The sequence below is a fragment of the Spirosoma luteolum genome (assembly GCF_054778875.1).
Window position 1 is genome coordinate 584425 of record NZ_BAAGZE010000005.1, and the last position, 16412, is coordinate 600836.

Consider the following 16412-nt stretch of genomic DNA (forward strand, 5'->3'; position numbering starts at 1 on the left):
ACCATAGCGTACTAGATAGGTTGAATAGGATTAAAAGTAGGTTAGCTGGCTAAACGGTCAAATTTGGCGCATGAACGGGAAGCGTTGCGGGATAATCCTGTAGCTTTGTTTCAACCCATATATACAGACGACCCTTTTCGTATGATCCGACCTTGTTTACTGTTGCTGGTGGGCAGCGCCCTGCTGTTACAGACACCTTTACAGGCTCAGAACCGGCCCGCGGCAACCCCAACCCCGGCCACGGCCGCCATCCGTGAAAGCGATATCAAACGCGACCTTTTCGCCCTCGCCGGCGACCATTTCCGGGGACGCGAAGGAGGCTCGCTCGATGAACTGAAAGCGTCGGCCTGGATTGCCGATCAGCTGCGCGCCATTGGCCTGCAGCCCGCCGGCGACGATGGCACCTTTTTCCAGTTTTTCCACATTCAGCGGACCCGCATCACCGAAACCAGCCGGCTCAACATCGGCACCCACCAGCTCACCCACGGTCAGGACGCATTCTTGCTGGCCCCCGCCATTGCCTCGGTCGATGCCCCCCTCGTCTTTGTCGGCACGGGTACGCCCGACGAGCTGGCCAAAGTCGACATCAAGGGCAAGGCCGTGGCGCTGCAGTTTTCGGGCACCGGCCCGGCCGAGCTAAGCTACCGCCGGTTTCTGTTCGGCACCATGAGCCGCCGGGCCGCCGAGCTGATCAAGGCCGGCGCGCTGGCCGTGGTATGGGTGTCGGACAAGGAAGCCCAGTCGTATTTCGAGCGCTGGACCACCGGCCTCGAACGGGGTCGCTACGACCTGCCCGGTGGCCCCAATACCCGCGTGTTTTCGCAGGCGCCCACGGTATGGCTGCCCATGAGCGCCCTCGACTGGATCAAACAACCCGGCCAGCAGTTCACCAACGTCGTCAACGTCGAAAGCTTTAGCTACCCCTCGGTCAACATTGTAGCCAAAGCGCCCGGCACTGATCCCAAACTAAAAAACGAATACGTGCTGTTCAGCACCCACCAGGATCACGACGGGGTGCGCCGGGCCGTGGCCGGCGACTCGATCTGGAACGGTGCCGACGACAATGCCAGCGGCTGCGTGGCGACCATGGCTATCGGACGGGCCTTTGTGCAGAAGCCCGGCAAGCGCTCGGCCCTGTTTGTGTTTCACGGTGCTGAAGAGCGGGGCCTGCTGGGCTCGCGCTACTACGTGGAGCACCCGACCGTGCCAAAAGAATCGATTGTGGCGGTGCTCAACGCCGAGATGATTGGCCGCAACGCCCCCGACAGTGCCTGTATTCTGGGTCAGCAGCCGCCCCACCGCAACTCCACCGATCTCGTCGATGCCGCCCTGGCGGTCAACAACAGCACCACGCACTTTAAACTCGATATGCTCTGGGATAAGCCCGAGCACCCCGAAGGCTGGTATTTTCGCAGCGACCATCTGCCCTACGCCCGCGCCGGTGTGCCGGCCATTGCCTTTACGTCGTTGCTGCACCCCGACTACCACACGCCTAAAGACGAACCCGATCGCATCAACACGGCCAAGGTGACCCGCATGGCGCAGTGGATGTACCTAACCGGCTGGGACATTGCCAACCGACCCACCCGCGTACGGGTCGATCCCGGCTTTAAACTCGAACGCTGATGCACCCGCTTTGTACGAACCGGGCCGGCAGCCTGGTGCTGCTGCTGGCGCTGTTGCTGTCGGCCTGCCACCGGCCGGCGTCGACCGGGGTTTATTTCCCCGCAGCCGGGTCAAACTGGGCGCATCGCACGCCAGCCCAGGTGGGTATGAATGCCAGCCGGCTGGCCGACGCCGTGGCCTTTGCCCAAACGCAGGAAACCACCCAGATGGCCCCCGACTTTTCGACCCAGGAAGCTATTTTCGGTAAGCTGCTGGGCCCCATGCCCACGAGCCGGGCCGCCACCAACGGCATCATTCTGCGCCACGGCTACATCGTGGCTGAGTGGGGCGATACCGAGCGCGCCGACCCTACCTATAGCGTGGCCAAAAGTGTACTGTCGACCGTACTGGGTATCAGCCTAGAGCGGGGGTTGATCCCCGACATCCACCGCCCCGTGGCCGAGCTGATCCACGATGGTGGCTACGACTCCCCGCAGAACCGCCCCATTACGTGGGAACACCACGCCCGGCAGACAAGCGAGTGGGAGGGCGAACTGTGGGGCAAAAACAGCGATTTTGTGGGGAAGGAAGCCTTCGGGCGGGGCGAGCGCAAGCCCCGGGCGCTGCAGCCGCCCGGCACCTACTACGAATACAACGATGTCCGCATCAACCGGCTGGCGCTTTCGCTGCTGCGGCTCTGGAAAAAGCCGCTGCCCGAGGTGGTGCGCGACGAGATCCTGAATCCCATCGGGGCGTCGAACACCTGGCAGTACATCCCCTACCCCAACGCCGTAGCCACTGTCGACGGGAAGCCGATGCCATCGGTCAGCGGGGGAACCCGCTGGGGCGGTGGCCTGCGCATCAGCGCCCGCGACGAAGCCCGCTTTGGCTACCTGTTTCTGCGGCAGGGCCGCTGGAACGATCGGCAGATCGTTTCGGCCGATTGGGTGAAACAAGCCACCACGCGCGGTACTGTGGGCCCGGCCTATGGCTACCTGTGGTGGCTCAATACGCCCGCCAGCCCGACCGAAGCCAAACCCTGGCCCGACGCCCCGACTACCAGTTTTGCCGCCCTCGGCGCCGGCCAGAACACCATCTGGGTCGATCCCCAACACGACCTGGTTATTGTCTGGCGCTGGCACGACGGCAACCCTAACGAACTGATCAAACGCGTTTTGAGCGCTGTTGACCGATAGTGCTGCGTTGTTGCCGGCGAATTTCGCCAAACCGCCTTTCCGGCACGAATGATGCCGGATACCATACTGGCCTATTATCTTTGACAGCTTACCGTCTTTATCACGGAAAGCACCTGCCGTCTTTACTATACGATTATGACAACCATTGCTGAGAAAGCCCGCGTTTACGAACGCTCCGACAACAAGGGGTGGAAAAAATGGGGGCCTTACCTGTCTGACCGGGCCTGGGGTACCGTTCGTGAAGATTACTCGCCCTACGGTGATGCGTGGAATTTTATTACCCACGACATGGCCCGCTCCAAAGCCTACCGCTGGGGCGAAGAAGGCATTGGCGGGGTGGCCGACAACAAGGGCCACATCTGCTTTGCCCTGTCGTTCTGGAATCATCAGGATTCGATTCTGAAAGAACGACTCTTCGGCCTGTCGGGGCCGGAGGGCAATCATGGCGAAGATGTTAAAGAGCTTTATTACTACCTCGACAGCACGCCGACGCACTCGTACATGAAGATGCTGTACAAGTACCCGCAGCAGGCGTTTCCTTATAACCAGCTCGTTATCGAGAGCGCCCGGCGCGGTCGGCAGGACCCCGAGTTCGAACTGACCGACACCGGCATTTTCGACAACGACCAGTATTTCGATATCTTTATCGAATACGCCAAAGCCGACCAGAACGACTGGCTCGTGACGGTAACGGCCCACAACCGCGCCAGCCACGACGCCCCGCTTACGCTGCTGCCCACCCTCTGGTTCCGCAACACCTGGTCGTGGGGCTATGAGCAGTATAACGCCCGGCCCATTCTGAACGGCATCGGCAACCGCCAGATCGAGGTCAACCACAAGCAGCTGGGCAAGTATAAACTCTACTGCGACGAGCCCGACGGCTTGCTTTTCTGCGACAACGATACCAATACCGAGCGGCTCTACGGCCGGCCCAACGTGGCGCCCTACCCCAAAGACGGGATCAACAACCACATCACGCAGGGCGGCAAGAAAGGCTTCGTAAACCCCCATCAGATCGGCACTAAGGCGGCCGCGCAGTACACGCGTATGGTGCCCGCCGGCGGCAGCACCTCCATCCGGCTCCGGTTCAGCGACCAGACCACGCTCAGCCAGCCCTTTGCCGATTTCGACACGCTCTGGGCACAGCGGCTCGCTGAAGCCAACGCGTATTTCGACGACCTCCAGAAAAACGTGACCGACCCCGAGCTGCGCGCCATCCAGCGGCAGGCCTACGCGGGTATGCTCTGGAACAAACAGTTCTACTACTACAACGTGAACGAATGGCTCAAGGGCGATCCCAAGATGCCCATTCCGTTTCAGGGTCGGGTCTACGCACGCAACGAGAGCTGGCGGCACATGTACACGGCCAACATCCTGTCGATGCCCGACAAATGGGAGTATCCGTGGTTTGCGGCCTGGGATCTGGCGTTCCATACGCTGACGCTGGCCCGGCTCGACCCCAATTTTGCCAAGCGGCAGCTGGCGGTTATCCTGCGCGAGTACTACATGCACCCCAACGGCCAGATTCCGGCCTACGAGTGGAATTTTTCGGATGTGAACCCGCCCGTACACGCTTGGGCTACCTGGAAAGTCTACGAGATCGACCGCGACATGAACGGCACCGGCGACATCGGCTTTCTGGAGCGGGCGTTCCATAAGCTGCTGCTCAACTTTACGTGGTGGGTCAACCGCAAAGACGTGGAGGGCAACAACATTTTTGGCGGGGGCTTCCTCGGCCTCGACAACATCGGGGTATTCGACCGGAGCCAGCCGCTGCCCATGGGCGGGCGCATCGAACAGGCCGACGGCACGGGCTGGATGGCCATGTACACGCTCAACATGCTGCGGATTGCCTGCGAAATCTCGCTGACCCGACCCGTGTATCAGGATATGGCCAGCAAGTTTTTCGAGCACTTCCTGCACATTGCAGCGGCCATGAATAACCTCGGCAAGCAGCACATCAGCCTCTGGGACGAAGTCGATCAGTTCTACTATGATGTGCTGCACACCCCCGATCAGCACTCGCGGCTGCTTAAAATCCGGTCGATGGTGGGGCTCATTCCGCTTTTCGCCGTGGAGATTCTCGACGAGGAACTACTCTCGAAGCTGCCCGACTTCAAACGGCGGGTCGAGTGGGTACTGAACAACCGACCCGACCTGGCCTCGCTGATTTCGCGCTGGAACGAGCCGGGCAAGGGCCAGACGCACCTGCTCAGCCTGCTGCGCGGCCACCGCATGAAAATGATTATGCGCCGGATGTTCGACGAAACTGAATTCCTGTCGGACTACGGGATCCGGGCGCTGTCGAAGTACCACGAAAAAACGCCGTACCAGTTCGAGCTCAACAGCGAGATTTTTCAGGTGCGCTATGTGCCCGCCGAGTCGGAGATGAGCATGTTTGGCGGCAACTCCAACTGGCGCGGTCCCATCTGGTTCCCGGTCAATTTTCTACTGATCGACTCGCTGCTGAAGTTCTACCAGTATTACGGCGACGACCTGGAAGTAGAATACCCCACGCACTCGGGGCACGTAATGAGCATCAAAGACGCCACCATGCACGTAACCGATCGACTGCTCAACATTTTCCGGCGCGACGACAGCGGCCGCATTGCCGCCTACGGTGTCGATGAAAAAATGCAGCACGACCCCCATTTCCAGGGGCTTTACCTGTTCTATGAATACTTCCACGGCGACGTGGGTGCCGGCCTCGGCGCCAGCCACCAGACCGGCTGGACGGGCCTCGTTGCCGACCTGATCGAGTACTCGTACAAGTATAAAACGGAGCTGCTGGCCCTGCCCGAGGGGAAATAGCCATCCGCCAGGGCGACCGGCCCGGTCGGTACACCACAGAGGTGTATCGGCCGGGCCGGTTCATTTGGTGCCATATGGTAAATTCGATAATGGGCTTCGTTAGCGGTGCCGCTGCTGCCGGCGCTGGGCCAGTTCGGCCGACGCATCGGTAGCCGGGCTGCCCCGACGGGCCGCTTCGACTTCGTAGTCAAGCTCGTGCCGCAGGTAATCGGTCGACTCGTGCAGCGCGGCCGCTTCTTCGACCAGATTGACCAGCAGCCGGCGGGCGTGAGCTTCGTCGTTGAGGGCCGTCATCAGCTCGTCGAACTGGCGGGCAAAATCGCCGTGCAGATACGGCGTGGCGCCCCGCTCGACCGACAGTTGCACCTGCCGATACGTTTGGGACATGAAGTAAAGAATCTGGTTGTGATGGCTCATGGGACTTACTTAACCCGGCTGGTGCGCCGTTGTTGCAAAAAGGCCGCCATTTCCGGCAGCGACAGAGCATTGAAGGTCATGGCCGTGGTCAGGCCCCCCTTCCGACCCACCGCCACACCATAGTGCATATCCAGTAATCCGTGCATACTATGGGCATCGGGGTTGATGCTGAGCATCACGCCCTGCTTCATGGCGTACTCGATCCAGCGCCAGTCGATGTCGAGCCGGTAGGGACTGGCGTTGATTTCGAGAATAACCCCGTGGGCCGCACAGGCATCGATCACGGCTTTGTGGTCGATGGGGTAGCCGGCGCGGGCCAGCAGCAGCCGCCCCGTGGGGTGCCCCAGCACAGTCGTATACGGGTTCTCGATGGCCTTGATGAGCCGGGCGGTGGCTTTCTCGCTGGTCATCGTCAGCGTCTGGTGAACCGAAGCCACCACGTAGTCGAACGTAGCCAGCAGATCATCGTCGTAATCGAGCGATCCATCGCCCAGAATATCCGATTCGATGCCTTTAAAAATCCGGAAGCTGTCGCCGAAGCCCGCGTTGAGCGCGTCGATTTCGGCCTGCTGGGCCAGCACCCGCTCGGGGCTCAGGCCGTTGGCGTAGCTGGCCGTTTTGGAGTGGTCGGCAATGCCGAAGTACGTCAGCCCCAGTTCCCGGCAGTAAGCCGCCATCTCGGCCACCGACTGCGTACCATCTGACCAGGTGCTGTGGTTGTGCAGCGTACCGCGCAGATCGGCCCAGCTGACCAGTTCATCGGGCTGGTGCCGGCTCGCCCAGCGAAACGCAAAGTCGTCTTCCCGCATTTCGGGCACCACGTAGGGCAGGCCAGCCCGCTCGTAGATGGCTGTATCGGTGGGGTCGGGGGCGGTGTAGGCTGCCTGCAGCAAGGTAGTGCCGTCGGGCCCCGCCTGCCGCAGGTGGGGCTCGGCCGCCGACAGCATAAACAGCTGCCGGTCGAGCTGGTCGGGCGCGTACAGCCGTAGTTCAACGGGTACATCGACGCCCTCAGCCCGGCCGCGCCATATAAACGGCGACGACTGCCGCTCGTCGATGACCAGTCCCGGCACGGCCCGCAACTGGGTCAGGGCCGCCACGGGGTCGGCGGTTTCGAGCAGCAGCTGAACCTGATCGACCTCCTGCGCCCGCCGGCGTACCTGTCCGCTTACCTCGACCCGCGCAAACAGCGGGTTCAGCAGTTCGGTCAGCCGGCCCACCAGTTCGTCGGCCCGGTCCATGCGGAGCTTGCCCTGCTGCTGTTCCAGAAACGTCAGCGACTCCAGAATTTTATCCTGGGTACTGACGCCAAAGCCTTTGATGGCCGCAATCCGGCCCGTTTCGCCCGCTTCGCGCAGGTCGGCCAGCGATTCGATACCCAGTTCGCGCCAGAGCGTCCGGACTTTCTTTACGCCCAGCCCTTTGATCCGAAACATGTCGAGCACCCCGGCCGGTGTTTCGGCCAGCAGTTCGTCGAGGTCGGTCAGGTGCCCCGTCCGGGCCATGTCGTGAATTTTCTGAGCAACGCTCTTGCCCACACCGGGCAGCTTAACCAGCTCGTCGACAGCGAGCTCGGTCAGGTTGGCCGTACTTTTATCGAGGTTGAACGCAGCCGTCTGAAAGGCGCGGGTTTTGAACGCGTCGCGTTCGTGAAGTTCCATCAACCGGCCCGTTAGTTCGAGCCGATCGACAATAGCAGCGTTTGTCATGTGCAGGCTTATCAGCCCGCAAGATACGGAATTGACGGGGGCCACGGCCATGCATCCAGCCTACGCGGCCCGGCCTGCGCGGCCCGACCTGCGCGGCCCGACCTACGCGGCCCGGCCTACGCGGCCCGGCCTACGCGGCCCGACCTACGCGGCCCGACCTACGCGGCCCGACCTACGCGGCCCGACCTACGCGGCCCGACCTACGCGGCCCGACCTACGCGGCCCGACCTACAGCGTTTGGCCGACAGTCAGGGATTGCTGCGGCTGATAGACCCGGGCCACGCGCCGACGCAGCGAACTGCGCAGACTGTGGGGCCGGGCCACAATGCGGGCGCCCGTCCAGGTCGACGCGATCACCATGCCGGCCGCAATCAGAATAATATCCTTGATAATGTACTGAGCCGCCAGCGTGGGCGCGTAATACGGCAGCCGGAACAGCTCGCCCGGATACAGAAACAGGGGCGACATGGCTCCGATCATCTGAAAGGCCATGAGCCACACCCCCACCCGTAAAAACCGACCCGTCAGGAAGCTCAGGCCAATGAGGCACTCGAGCGTAGCGACGAAATCCATAGCGTAGTGGCCCGACAATATACCGGCGCTCAGCGAACGCGTGGTCTTGGTGGCCAGTACTTCGATGGGGCTGATGCCGGGGAAAAATTTAAGCACCCCAAACCCGAGAAAAACGATACCCATGCCGATGCGCAGCAGGGTAATACTGTTGGCTACCAGCCAGCGATTCATGCGGGTATCGAGCCGGTCGAACCAGTGCAAGCCTTCTTTTACGTGTCTCATAGCGCGGGCAGTTTGGTTACTTACCCTATCATACGCAGGTACTGGCCGCCGGGATTTATGGCCGCTCTAATTTGGCAGCTGTGGCATTTACTGCCCCCCGCCGAAACCTACGACCCGGTAAGTAAGTTAGCTACATCACTGCCATTCCTGATCGCCCTCTATGAATACGCCCGAAACCGTGCTGCTGGCCTATGCAGCGCTGATTACCGTTGTTTCGTTTCTGAACCTGATCCGGATCGATTACTGGTGGATCCGGATATGGGATTTTCCGCACCTGCAGCTTACCGTGCTGGCCTTTACCGGACTGGTGGCCTGGGGCGCGCTGGGGGCGCCTACCCACGATTGGTTCTGGCTCGTTCCGGTCGGACTACTGGCAGCCCTAACCTATCAGGGCTGGCTTATTTACCCCTTCACCCCCCTGCATAAACCGCTGGTTGCGCGCGCCAAACCCGCCCCCACCCAGTCAGAGCAGGACCCGAACGCCCCGGTGCCCATCCGGCTGCTTACGGCAAACGTGTTTATGGATAATCTCGAAAGTCCGCAGGTGCGGTCGCTGGTCGATGCTCACGCGCCTGATCTGGTGCTGGTACTCGAAACGAACAAGCGGTGGCAGAACGATCTGAAACCCATCGAGGCCAACTACCCCTACCGCGTACACTGCCCCCTCGAAAACACCTATGGCATGCTGTTTTATTCGCGCCTGCCGATTCTGCACTCCGAACTGCGTTTTCTGATTCAGGACGATATCCCGTCGGTCTACGTGCAGCTCGACACCGGCAACGGGCAGCGGCTTCATTTCTACGGGGTACACCCCATGCCCCCCAGCCCCACCGAACACTACCGATCGACCGAACGCGATGCTGAACTGCTGCTCGTGGGGCGCGAAGCCAAACAACAAACCGAGCCGGTTATTGTAGCCGGCGACCTCAACGACGTAGCCTGGTCGCACACCACGCGGCTTTTTCAGCGCATCAGCGGCCTGCTCGATCCCCGGGTTGGGCGCGGTCTCTATAACACCTTCAACGCCAAGTACTTTTTTCTGCGCTGGCCCCTCGATCACGTCTTTGTGTCGGGGCACTTCCAGCTGGAACGGATGCGCCGGTTACCCAACTGCGGCTCCGACCATTTTCCCATGTTTATCTCGCTGCTGCTCAACGGCACCCCGCAGGAACCAACCGCGGAGAAGCCGGCTGCCGATGCCGACGATCAGGCTGAAGCTCGCGAAACCATTGCCGAAGCCACCAATACGTAATCTGGCTGTGGCAGCCATAAAAAAAAGCCCATTGCTGCGGAGCAAGGGCCTATCAGATATAGGTAAGATGTTACGGTGAGTGGAGGTGCCGGGCGCTGGCAGCTTATCGGCTGCCCGATCGAAATGGCAGCGGGTGGGGTTGAGGCTCAGCGACGAGCTCAAAAACAAGCGCAAACAGGGCCATCACCGGCAACACATGAATAAGCCCGCCCAACCCCAGAAGAGGAAGACCAATGTGGTTGAAATAGACCATGCCGGCCAGCCAGAGGCCAGTCAGCAGCAGCGCAATACCAGTAAATATGTTTTTCATAACATATAGATTTAGTGATATGATGTATATACATAATCAGCTGGCATTTTGTTCACACTATTCCACAAAAAGACAATTTATTAGTTAATTATTCTGCATTCTTTGCAAAAATCGATACTACCTGTGCAAAAAGCGCCAAATACCAATAATGTCTACATTCTATGTATACTTATCTTGCCCAACCGTAACACCCACAACAATTAGTTGATACCTTCAGGAGCGCGTGTGTCTTTTTAGTTGTGCGCTGATCGCCCGGCGTTTACGGTCAACGTCGATCAGGGCCGGTACCATGGCCCAGCCGGCCACCGCAACCATATAGGTGTCAATGATACAGGCAGTCGACATGACCAGTGCCAACAGCGCCAGCAGGCCGAAGCCCACCCGATAGAGCCGCGATTGCCGGGCGCGTAGCTGACTGGCCGACAGGCTGGCCAGTGTATGGGTGTCGTACGCGCAGGTAGGAAAGAAAGTTGCCATGGCAGAAGCTGTTTTTTGGGTAAAGCTATGACCCCCCTGCGCCAGCCATCCCCTTACATGATCAACGGCTACGGGTGTAGCTAACCGGTAGGCGGGCCGTTTACTTCCGCAAACCATCCCCCGCTGACCGAGCCCCGTCGGCGCCACCCGCATGCCGGGGTCCCGATTTGCCTTCTTTTAGCCAGGCTACTGTTCGTGACCATTGAAAGCCCCGCCGGCCGTCCTTACTTTGCAAAAAGTACCGATATGTCGCTTGGCCCTCAGTTGACCGCGTTAAGAAAACAGGCAGGCATCACGCAGGAAGAGCTGGCCGAACGAACCCAGGTGACCGTACGCACCATTCAGCGGATTGAACGGGGCGAAAGCATACCCAGAGCATTTACCCTGAAACGGATTGCCACGGCCCTGGGCGTCCCGTTCGATCAGCTACACGACAGGGAGTTGAACGGCTCTACCCCACCACAGCCGCCCCCCCTACCCGCCCCGGCCCGCTATGCCGTGCCCGACAAACAGTTCCTGACCGGTTTTTACCTTTCCTGCTTTGCGTTCCTGATTATACCCTACGTGCATGTCCTGATCCCCCTGTACCTGCTGAAAAAAAGCCGACCCGTAGCCCCGTCGATCCTGCGGCTTACCCAGTCGACGCTCCGGCAGCAGATCGTCTGGGTAATTCTTGTCAACGTCTTCCTGCTGGCCGCTCTGGCCTACAATACGACCAGGGTGCAGGCCGGCTACCACACCTATCTGGTGAGTTATCTGGGCATCGCACTTCTGATGTATGCCCTCAACGCCCTCCTGCTCGGCTTCCATCTGCTGAACGTAAACCGGTATCTGGCAGCCGCATAACCAGGCCTGTACCGCTGCTGATGGCCTTTTTACGCCGGAATGTCGGGTAAATGTCGGGCAGAGCCCCCCGCCGGTGCGCCTACCTTTGCCGACTAAACCGCGTAACCATGTTATTTGTATCCATGCGTTTTAAGGCGCTCGTTCTGGGCGTTCTAGCAATGGCCTGCCTCTGCCGGCCGACAAGCGTTGCCCAACCCATGCCGGCCCTGCCCCCCAACCTGCTGACGCTTCCAACGGCCAGCTACGAGATCGACATGGTCTGGCAGGGCGATTCCGTAAACAGTCGCTGGGAGCCCCGGTATGCCCTGCTGCTCCCTGTGACGATACCGGGCTGCAACCGGCAATTCTACATGCAGTTCGATACGGGCTCACCCAGCACCCTGTTCTATAGGGCAAAGCTGCAGCAGATACAGGCCCGCTTTCCAAAAACGGTCACGGTGGCCGACACGGCCAGCACACTGTCGGCCTTTGCGTTTCGGGTTGGGGCAATGCCGGTATCGGCCCGGCAGGTAAAGCTGATCGATTACGCAAGTGCCGCCATACACTGGGAAAAACCAGACGAGATTACCATTATCGGCACCATCGGCACCGACTTTATCGAAAATCGGATTATCGGGATCGATTACCCCGCCCGGAAACTGTTTACAGGCCTGACTACTCCTGACAAATGGAGCGATAAGGTCAGGTGGGCCGATTTTATCTTTGCAAACCGGGCTATTCTGTTGCCTGCCCAGCTCCGGGGCAAAAATACCCTGCTCTATTTCGACACAGGCTCCAGCGCCTACGCCCTGCTGACGGACAAAAAAACAACCGATTTGCTGGCCATACCCGGTGCCCAGCGCGAGCAAAACAGCAGCCGATCCTGGAACAGAACGCTAACGGCTAACTCGGTAGCGACAGCCGACAGTATGCTGGTCGCTTTTCACCGGTTGCCCATCCGTTCGGCCACCTACGTAGAAGGCTCCACCCAGCGCCAGATCGACCAGATGATGAAAATGGGCATGGGCGGCATGACGGGCAATAAACTATTTACCCAATCCATCCTGCTGCTCGATACCCGAACGAAGAAATTCGCCCTGCTTGGGTTGTAGCGGGTATTTACACCTGGATAGCATACACTTATCAGACAATCCTGTACGCAATCGCACACGGCTCTTACACACTAAACCGGGGCTCGGAATGAGTGATTTCGAACCCCGGTTTGGTGTCTGCAGTGGGTACTTTACGTACGGCGATATTTTTCATAAAAAAAGCCCGATACGGGTCAGTATCGGGCTTTCATTGAATTATTCCGGCTGTTGTAAGCACTTTATATAAAGTACAGCACCTTAAGGCATCAGGAGTGAATACCGCTAACCGGTCAAATCTGTACGCCAAATTCAAAGACTTCAACCAAATGATTTCCGCTTAAAGTCTAAAAAGCCCTTATATAGCTAATACGGGGGTTTTGCAGCGGTATTGCAACGGTTTTACAAGGATTGTGCAAGGCTTATCGAGTCCAACCATCATCTAAATCATTACTCCCAATGGAAAAGCAGACAAAGACCAAACCAGTACGAAGCTTCAAATATAATCGCGCCGAGAGAGTAGGACGTAAAGTTTATTACAACAAAACGTGCATACACTGCAATGGCAAGCAATGGCAAATTTGAGAGTATAAGGATGGATGCGGCATTTTGCTGCTACAGGTGCGCAAAGGCAGCACGAAGATATAGATACCACAATCTGTAATCATTTCTACTACATTGATCGCGGAGAAAACTTTACCTCGTCGTAAATCTTCCGCCGCGACCAATGTAGTAAACATTATCTTCTTTAGAATAGGTTTTTTCCCGGTAGGCTTTCAAAATTTTTCTTAAAACTTCATCTTTTGTATGCTTCGACAAACTGTTAATATCTTTGTGAGAAACTTTCGAAGTAACTTCGCACTTTTTTATTGCTTCTAAGAAATATTGTTTTGTAACACCTAATCCTCTTAGTCTTTTATAATTTTTTGCCAAAATTTGTATATCACTATGCGAAAACAATGCTTTGTTTATCCAATTAAAGCTAATATCCTCATCAAATATATTTGCATAATATATAGGAGTATAATTCTTAGCCAATAATTTAATGCCATATTTTTCTAAAAACCGAGTCAATACAATGAAGAAATCATCCCAATCCGCTAGTCTCCCATAGTTACATAGTATATATTCATAGGGGCTATTCTCGTCCATTAAAACTATACTATTAAGTAATGAATGTTCTGCTTTAATATAAAAATAATATTGCTCGTATAAGAAAGCACGGGCATTATTATTGTACTCTGCAATTGTATTACTATCGACAGCCTTCGAATATGCTTCCTCGTAAGCAGAACTAAATCTAGAATTTAATCTTAGTAAGCAGATACTTTCGAAACAAATTCTACATTCTGTAGGATTTGTTTCTACGTTTACATTTTGAAATACAATATTAAAAGCCTTTTGTAATAAATCTTTTATAATTGTTTGACTAATGTTCTTTAAATACTTTATAGTTTGCAAGAAAAAATTAATTGATTTTAAATTATTATCACTAGTAATTTCATCTATATAAGAATCTATAATTTTAGAATTTCTTACTTGAGCATCTATTTCGCAAAACAATAATTCAAAAATCACTGACCAAGAAGCACCACCAATATGCCTAGTCATCAATTCAAACAAAAACTTCCTATCTGTACTGTCAAGAAAATACTCAGTATAAATATAATGGGAAGCAAAATATTCTAAAAATGTTTTGTGTGTAAACGCATTTTCAAAATATATTGATCTAACTTTTGCAAATTCAATAAACTCTTTGGCAGCAGCTTCAGCCAAATCAATATCTGCAAAGTCAATTTGCAGTTCAGCTTTGAGAAAGTTTATAACATCACTGTTTGTAATTTGTTTCTTATCTTCGTTCTCCTGTGAAAATTGCCAATAAGCTAAACTTGAGAATACTCCTATCTTATTTAAAACAGCCGTTTTGTAATCAATACGTTTTTCTTTTTTATCTCTTGTTTCTACTATTGTATTAGTACACCCCTTGTATATATCAAACTTCGAAGTAGGCAATTCTCTTTCGTTTCTGTAAATGACTAAAATCAAAGTGAGCAGCAAGGGGTTTTTTATTAATTCTTTATCAATCTTATTAAGCTCTACTCTGAAATTTTCTATCTCTTCATTCTTGTATACTTCCTCTTTCTCAACTACTGTATACCATTTGTCTATATACAAATTTATTTGTTCATCATTAAATCCATTTAATTCATAAGTCGAGAATAGTTTACTATCGAAAGGTACTTCAGTGTTAGACTCAAAGCGGCTTGTTACAACTACCTTACATTTTAAATGAGATTTTACAAATATTTCTATATCATCTCTTACACTTATTCTATCTTGAACATCAAATATTTCATCTAATCCATCAAAGAAAACGACGCAAGATAAATTATTAAGCATATACCTTATTAAATCAATAGATATATTACTTACTGCTAATTCCCCATTAATATACCTGAACAAGTATGAGTAAATATTATCAGAGTTTTTCTTCTTTTCCTGATTATAATGATATAGCTGTACTCTCAAAGGTATATGATTGAGTGAACTTTCATTATCAAATATCTTACTAGATTTATTTAATAATTGTAAAGTTATAAATTTAACCAGTGAAGATTTACCAGCACCAGGTTTACCCAGTATTACTGTTTTATCAACAAACGAGAAAAAACGACCAATTGTGTAGGGCTCTTCATCAAAGAAACTATGAAACAAATTATTTCTCAATATACTCGTTTCAAAACTAGATGAAACTTCATTTTGCAAAATTTCTAGTCCCGGAATCCCAGTAATTTCTTCGCTACTGTCAGATCTTTCAAATTTTATTCTTTGTTCGTCTATATGTAGTTTTGTATCAAAAACAATATCTTGAAAGCCAACGAAAACTTCTTGTGATAACGTTTTAGAATGCTTCTTAAAATGTGACGGGACAAATAATGATTCTAGATCAACTTCGCTTGGTTTAGAGGACACATCCAGACCAAAAAAATTTATTCTTTTATATTTAATATTTATACTATTTTTATATTCTTCAAAGAAATTTATAACGTCATTGAAATGATTAATTTTACTTGTAACTTCATCAAACTGAACTTTCAATGTATCTCTTATTGACAGATAATCATTGGTGTCATTAAGTTCCACAATTAGTCCATACAAGTCATTTAAATCTATAACATTTTTCTTAATATCAAATTCATACTTATTATTAACAACGTTTTTTATTTTGTTAATTGTGGGTGTACTATATTGTTTTTTATCATATCCTATTAATACGATATAAAGTTCTTTATATTTTTCACTCCAACTATATTTAACAAAACTAGAAAGACTGTTTATAATTTTATCATTGACATTGGTAGAAGTAATCTGAAACGCAAAACGTCCATTTTCGTCAAATAAATCAAAGCTATCATTATTCTTCTTTATTGACTTGCCAGAATTTAGTATTTTACATTTGAATAAAACTGAGAGTATTCTCCTTAAAAGATTCTCTGCATGAATGTTTATGTCTGTTTCATTACTTGAATTTGATATTGTAACTTCAGTTTTGAGCCTTGCCAAGTAGGCTTTTATTTCTGATAAAATTATTGTGTCATTCATATACAGGAGCAATAAATGTTGAACAATATATTCTCGTTTAAGATCAATTCTAATAAAAATATTTAATATCTATTATGTATCAAATTAAAAAAAGCACTCAAATCATTGATTTTGAGTGCTTTATCTTTTCTTATGCAGAGAGAGAGGGATTCGAACCCCCGGACCTGTTACAGTCTTCGGTTTTCAAGACCGACGCAATCGACCACTCTGCCATCTCTCTTTGGTAGCACAAAGGTAATGCGTTTTTCGAGTCGGCGCAAGAGCCGCGCCGGGCGAGTCCCAAAAACCAGTTGCCGAACCGTTCGGGGCGGGCATGAAACCAGG

General features: G+C 53.4%; 12 protein-coding genes and 1 tRNA gene. 6 read left to right on the forward strand and 7 right to left on the reverse strand.

From position 1 onward, the window contains the following. Nucleotides 1-141: 141 nt before the first annotated feature. The 3 genes from ACYVAC_RS10095 to ACYVAC_RS10105 all read left to right on the forward strand — a co-directional run bounded on the left by ACYVAC_RS10095 (nucleotide 142) and on the right by ACYVAC_RS10105 (nucleotide 5612). A complete protein-coding gene (locus tag ACYVAC_RS10095) occupies nucleotides 142-1626 on the forward strand; it encodes a M28 family peptidase (protein WP_461097512.1) in 1485 nt (494 codons plus the stop codon). After that, nucleotides 1626-2801: a serine hydrolase domain-containing protein gene (locus ACYVAC_RS10100; protein WP_461097513.1), complete on the forward strand. Its 1176-nt coding sequence runs from the start codon at nucleotides 1626-1628 to the stop codon at nucleotides 2799-2801. The genes ACYVAC_RS10095 and ACYVAC_RS10100 overlap by 1 nt, the downstream gene beginning before the upstream one ends. Before the next feature lie 135 nt (nucleotides 2802-2936). After that, nucleotides 2937-5612 carry an MGH1-like glycoside hydrolase domain-containing protein gene (locus tag ACYVAC_RS10105; RefSeq protein ID WP_461097514.1) on the forward strand — a complete coding sequence of 892 codons (2676 nt, stop codon included), beginning with the start codon at nucleotides 2937-2939 and terminating at the stop codon, nucleotides 5610-5612. A 99-nt stretch (nucleotides 5613-5711) separates the two neighbouring features. Here ACYVAC_RS10105 and ACYVAC_RS10110 read toward each other — a convergent pair whose 3' ends face one another. The 3 genes from ACYVAC_RS10110 to ACYVAC_RS10120 form a co-directional block, all read right to left on the reverse strand. Continuing rightward, a complete protein-coding gene (locus tag ACYVAC_RS10110; RefSeq protein WP_461097516.1) occupies nucleotides 5712-5999 on the reverse strand; it encodes a hypothetical protein in 288 nt (95 codons plus the stop codon). 35 nt (nucleotides 6000-6034) lie between these two features. Continuing rightward, nucleotides 6035-7738 carry a helix-hairpin-helix domain-containing protein gene (locus ACYVAC_RS10115; protein ID WP_461097517.1) on the reverse strand — a complete coding sequence of 568 codons (1704 nt, stop codon included), beginning with the start codon at nucleotides 7736-7738 and terminating at the stop codon, nucleotides 6035-6037. A gap of 228 nt (nucleotides 7739-7966) precedes the next feature. Beyond that, the gene (locus tag ACYVAC_RS10120; protein ID WP_461097518.1) at nucleotides 7967-8533 is read right to left on the reverse strand and encodes a DoxX family membrane protein; all 567 of its coding nucleotides are present in this window, start codon (nucleotides 8531-8533) and stop codon (nucleotides 7967-7969) included. Between the two features lie 160 nt (nucleotides 8534-8693). Between ACYVAC_RS10120 and ACYVAC_RS10125 the strand changes: the two genes are divergently transcribed. Further along, nucleotides 8694-9785 (forward strand): endonuclease/exonuclease/phosphatase family protein, encoded by a 1092-nt coding sequence (locus ACYVAC_RS10125; RefSeq protein ID WP_461097519.1) that lies wholly within the window; start codon nucleotides 8694-8696, stop codon nucleotides 9783-9785. A 103-nt stretch (nucleotides 9786-9888) separates the two neighbouring features. Here the strand turns inward: ACYVAC_RS10125 and ACYVAC_RS10130 are convergent, their stop codons facing one another. Together ACYVAC_RS10130 and ACYVAC_RS10135 are read right to left on the reverse strand one after the other, a co-directional pair. Beyond that, entirely contained in the window at nucleotides 9889-10095 is a 207-nt protein-coding gene (locus tag ACYVAC_RS10130; RefSeq protein WP_461097520.1) for a lmo0937 family membrane protein, read from the reverse strand. A 213-nt stretch (nucleotides 10096-10308) separates the two neighbouring features. Further along, on the reverse strand, nucleotides 10309-10572 hold the full coding sequence (locus ACYVAC_RS10135; RefSeq protein WP_461097521.1) for a hypothetical protein: 264 nt from the start codon (nucleotides 10570-10572) through the stop codon (nucleotides 10309-10311). A gap of 264 nt (nucleotides 10573-10836) precedes the next feature. Here ACYVAC_RS10135 and ACYVAC_RS10140 point away from each other — a divergent pair, with 264 nt between their 5' ends. After that, nucleotides 10837-11418: a helix-turn-helix domain-containing protein gene (locus ACYVAC_RS10140; RefSeq protein ID WP_461097522.1), complete on the forward strand. Its 582-nt coding sequence runs from the start codon at nucleotides 10837-10839 to the stop codon at nucleotides 11416-11418. Between the two features lie 197 nt (nucleotides 11419-11615). Further along, nucleotides 11616-12509 carry a hypothetical protein gene (locus tag ACYVAC_RS10145; protein ID WP_461097523.1) on the forward strand — a complete coding sequence of 298 codons (894 nt, stop codon included), beginning with the start codon at nucleotides 11616-11618 and terminating at the stop codon, nucleotides 12507-12509. Nucleotides 12510-13181: 672 nt separating this feature from the next. Here ACYVAC_RS10145 and ACYVAC_RS10150 read toward each other — a convergent pair. Together ACYVAC_RS10150 and ACYVAC_RS10155 are read right to left on the reverse strand one after the other, a co-directional pair. After that, nucleotides 13182-16088, reverse strand: coding sequence for an SMEK domain-containing protein (locus ACYVAC_RS10150; RefSeq protein ID WP_461097524.1), 2907 nt, complete (start codon nucleotides 16086-16088; stop codon nucleotides 13182-13184). Between the two features lie 135 nt (nucleotides 16089-16223). Beyond that, nucleotides 16224-16308, reverse strand: a tRNA-Ser gene (locus ACYVAC_RS10155). Nucleotides 16309-16412 lie beyond the last annotated feature (104 nt).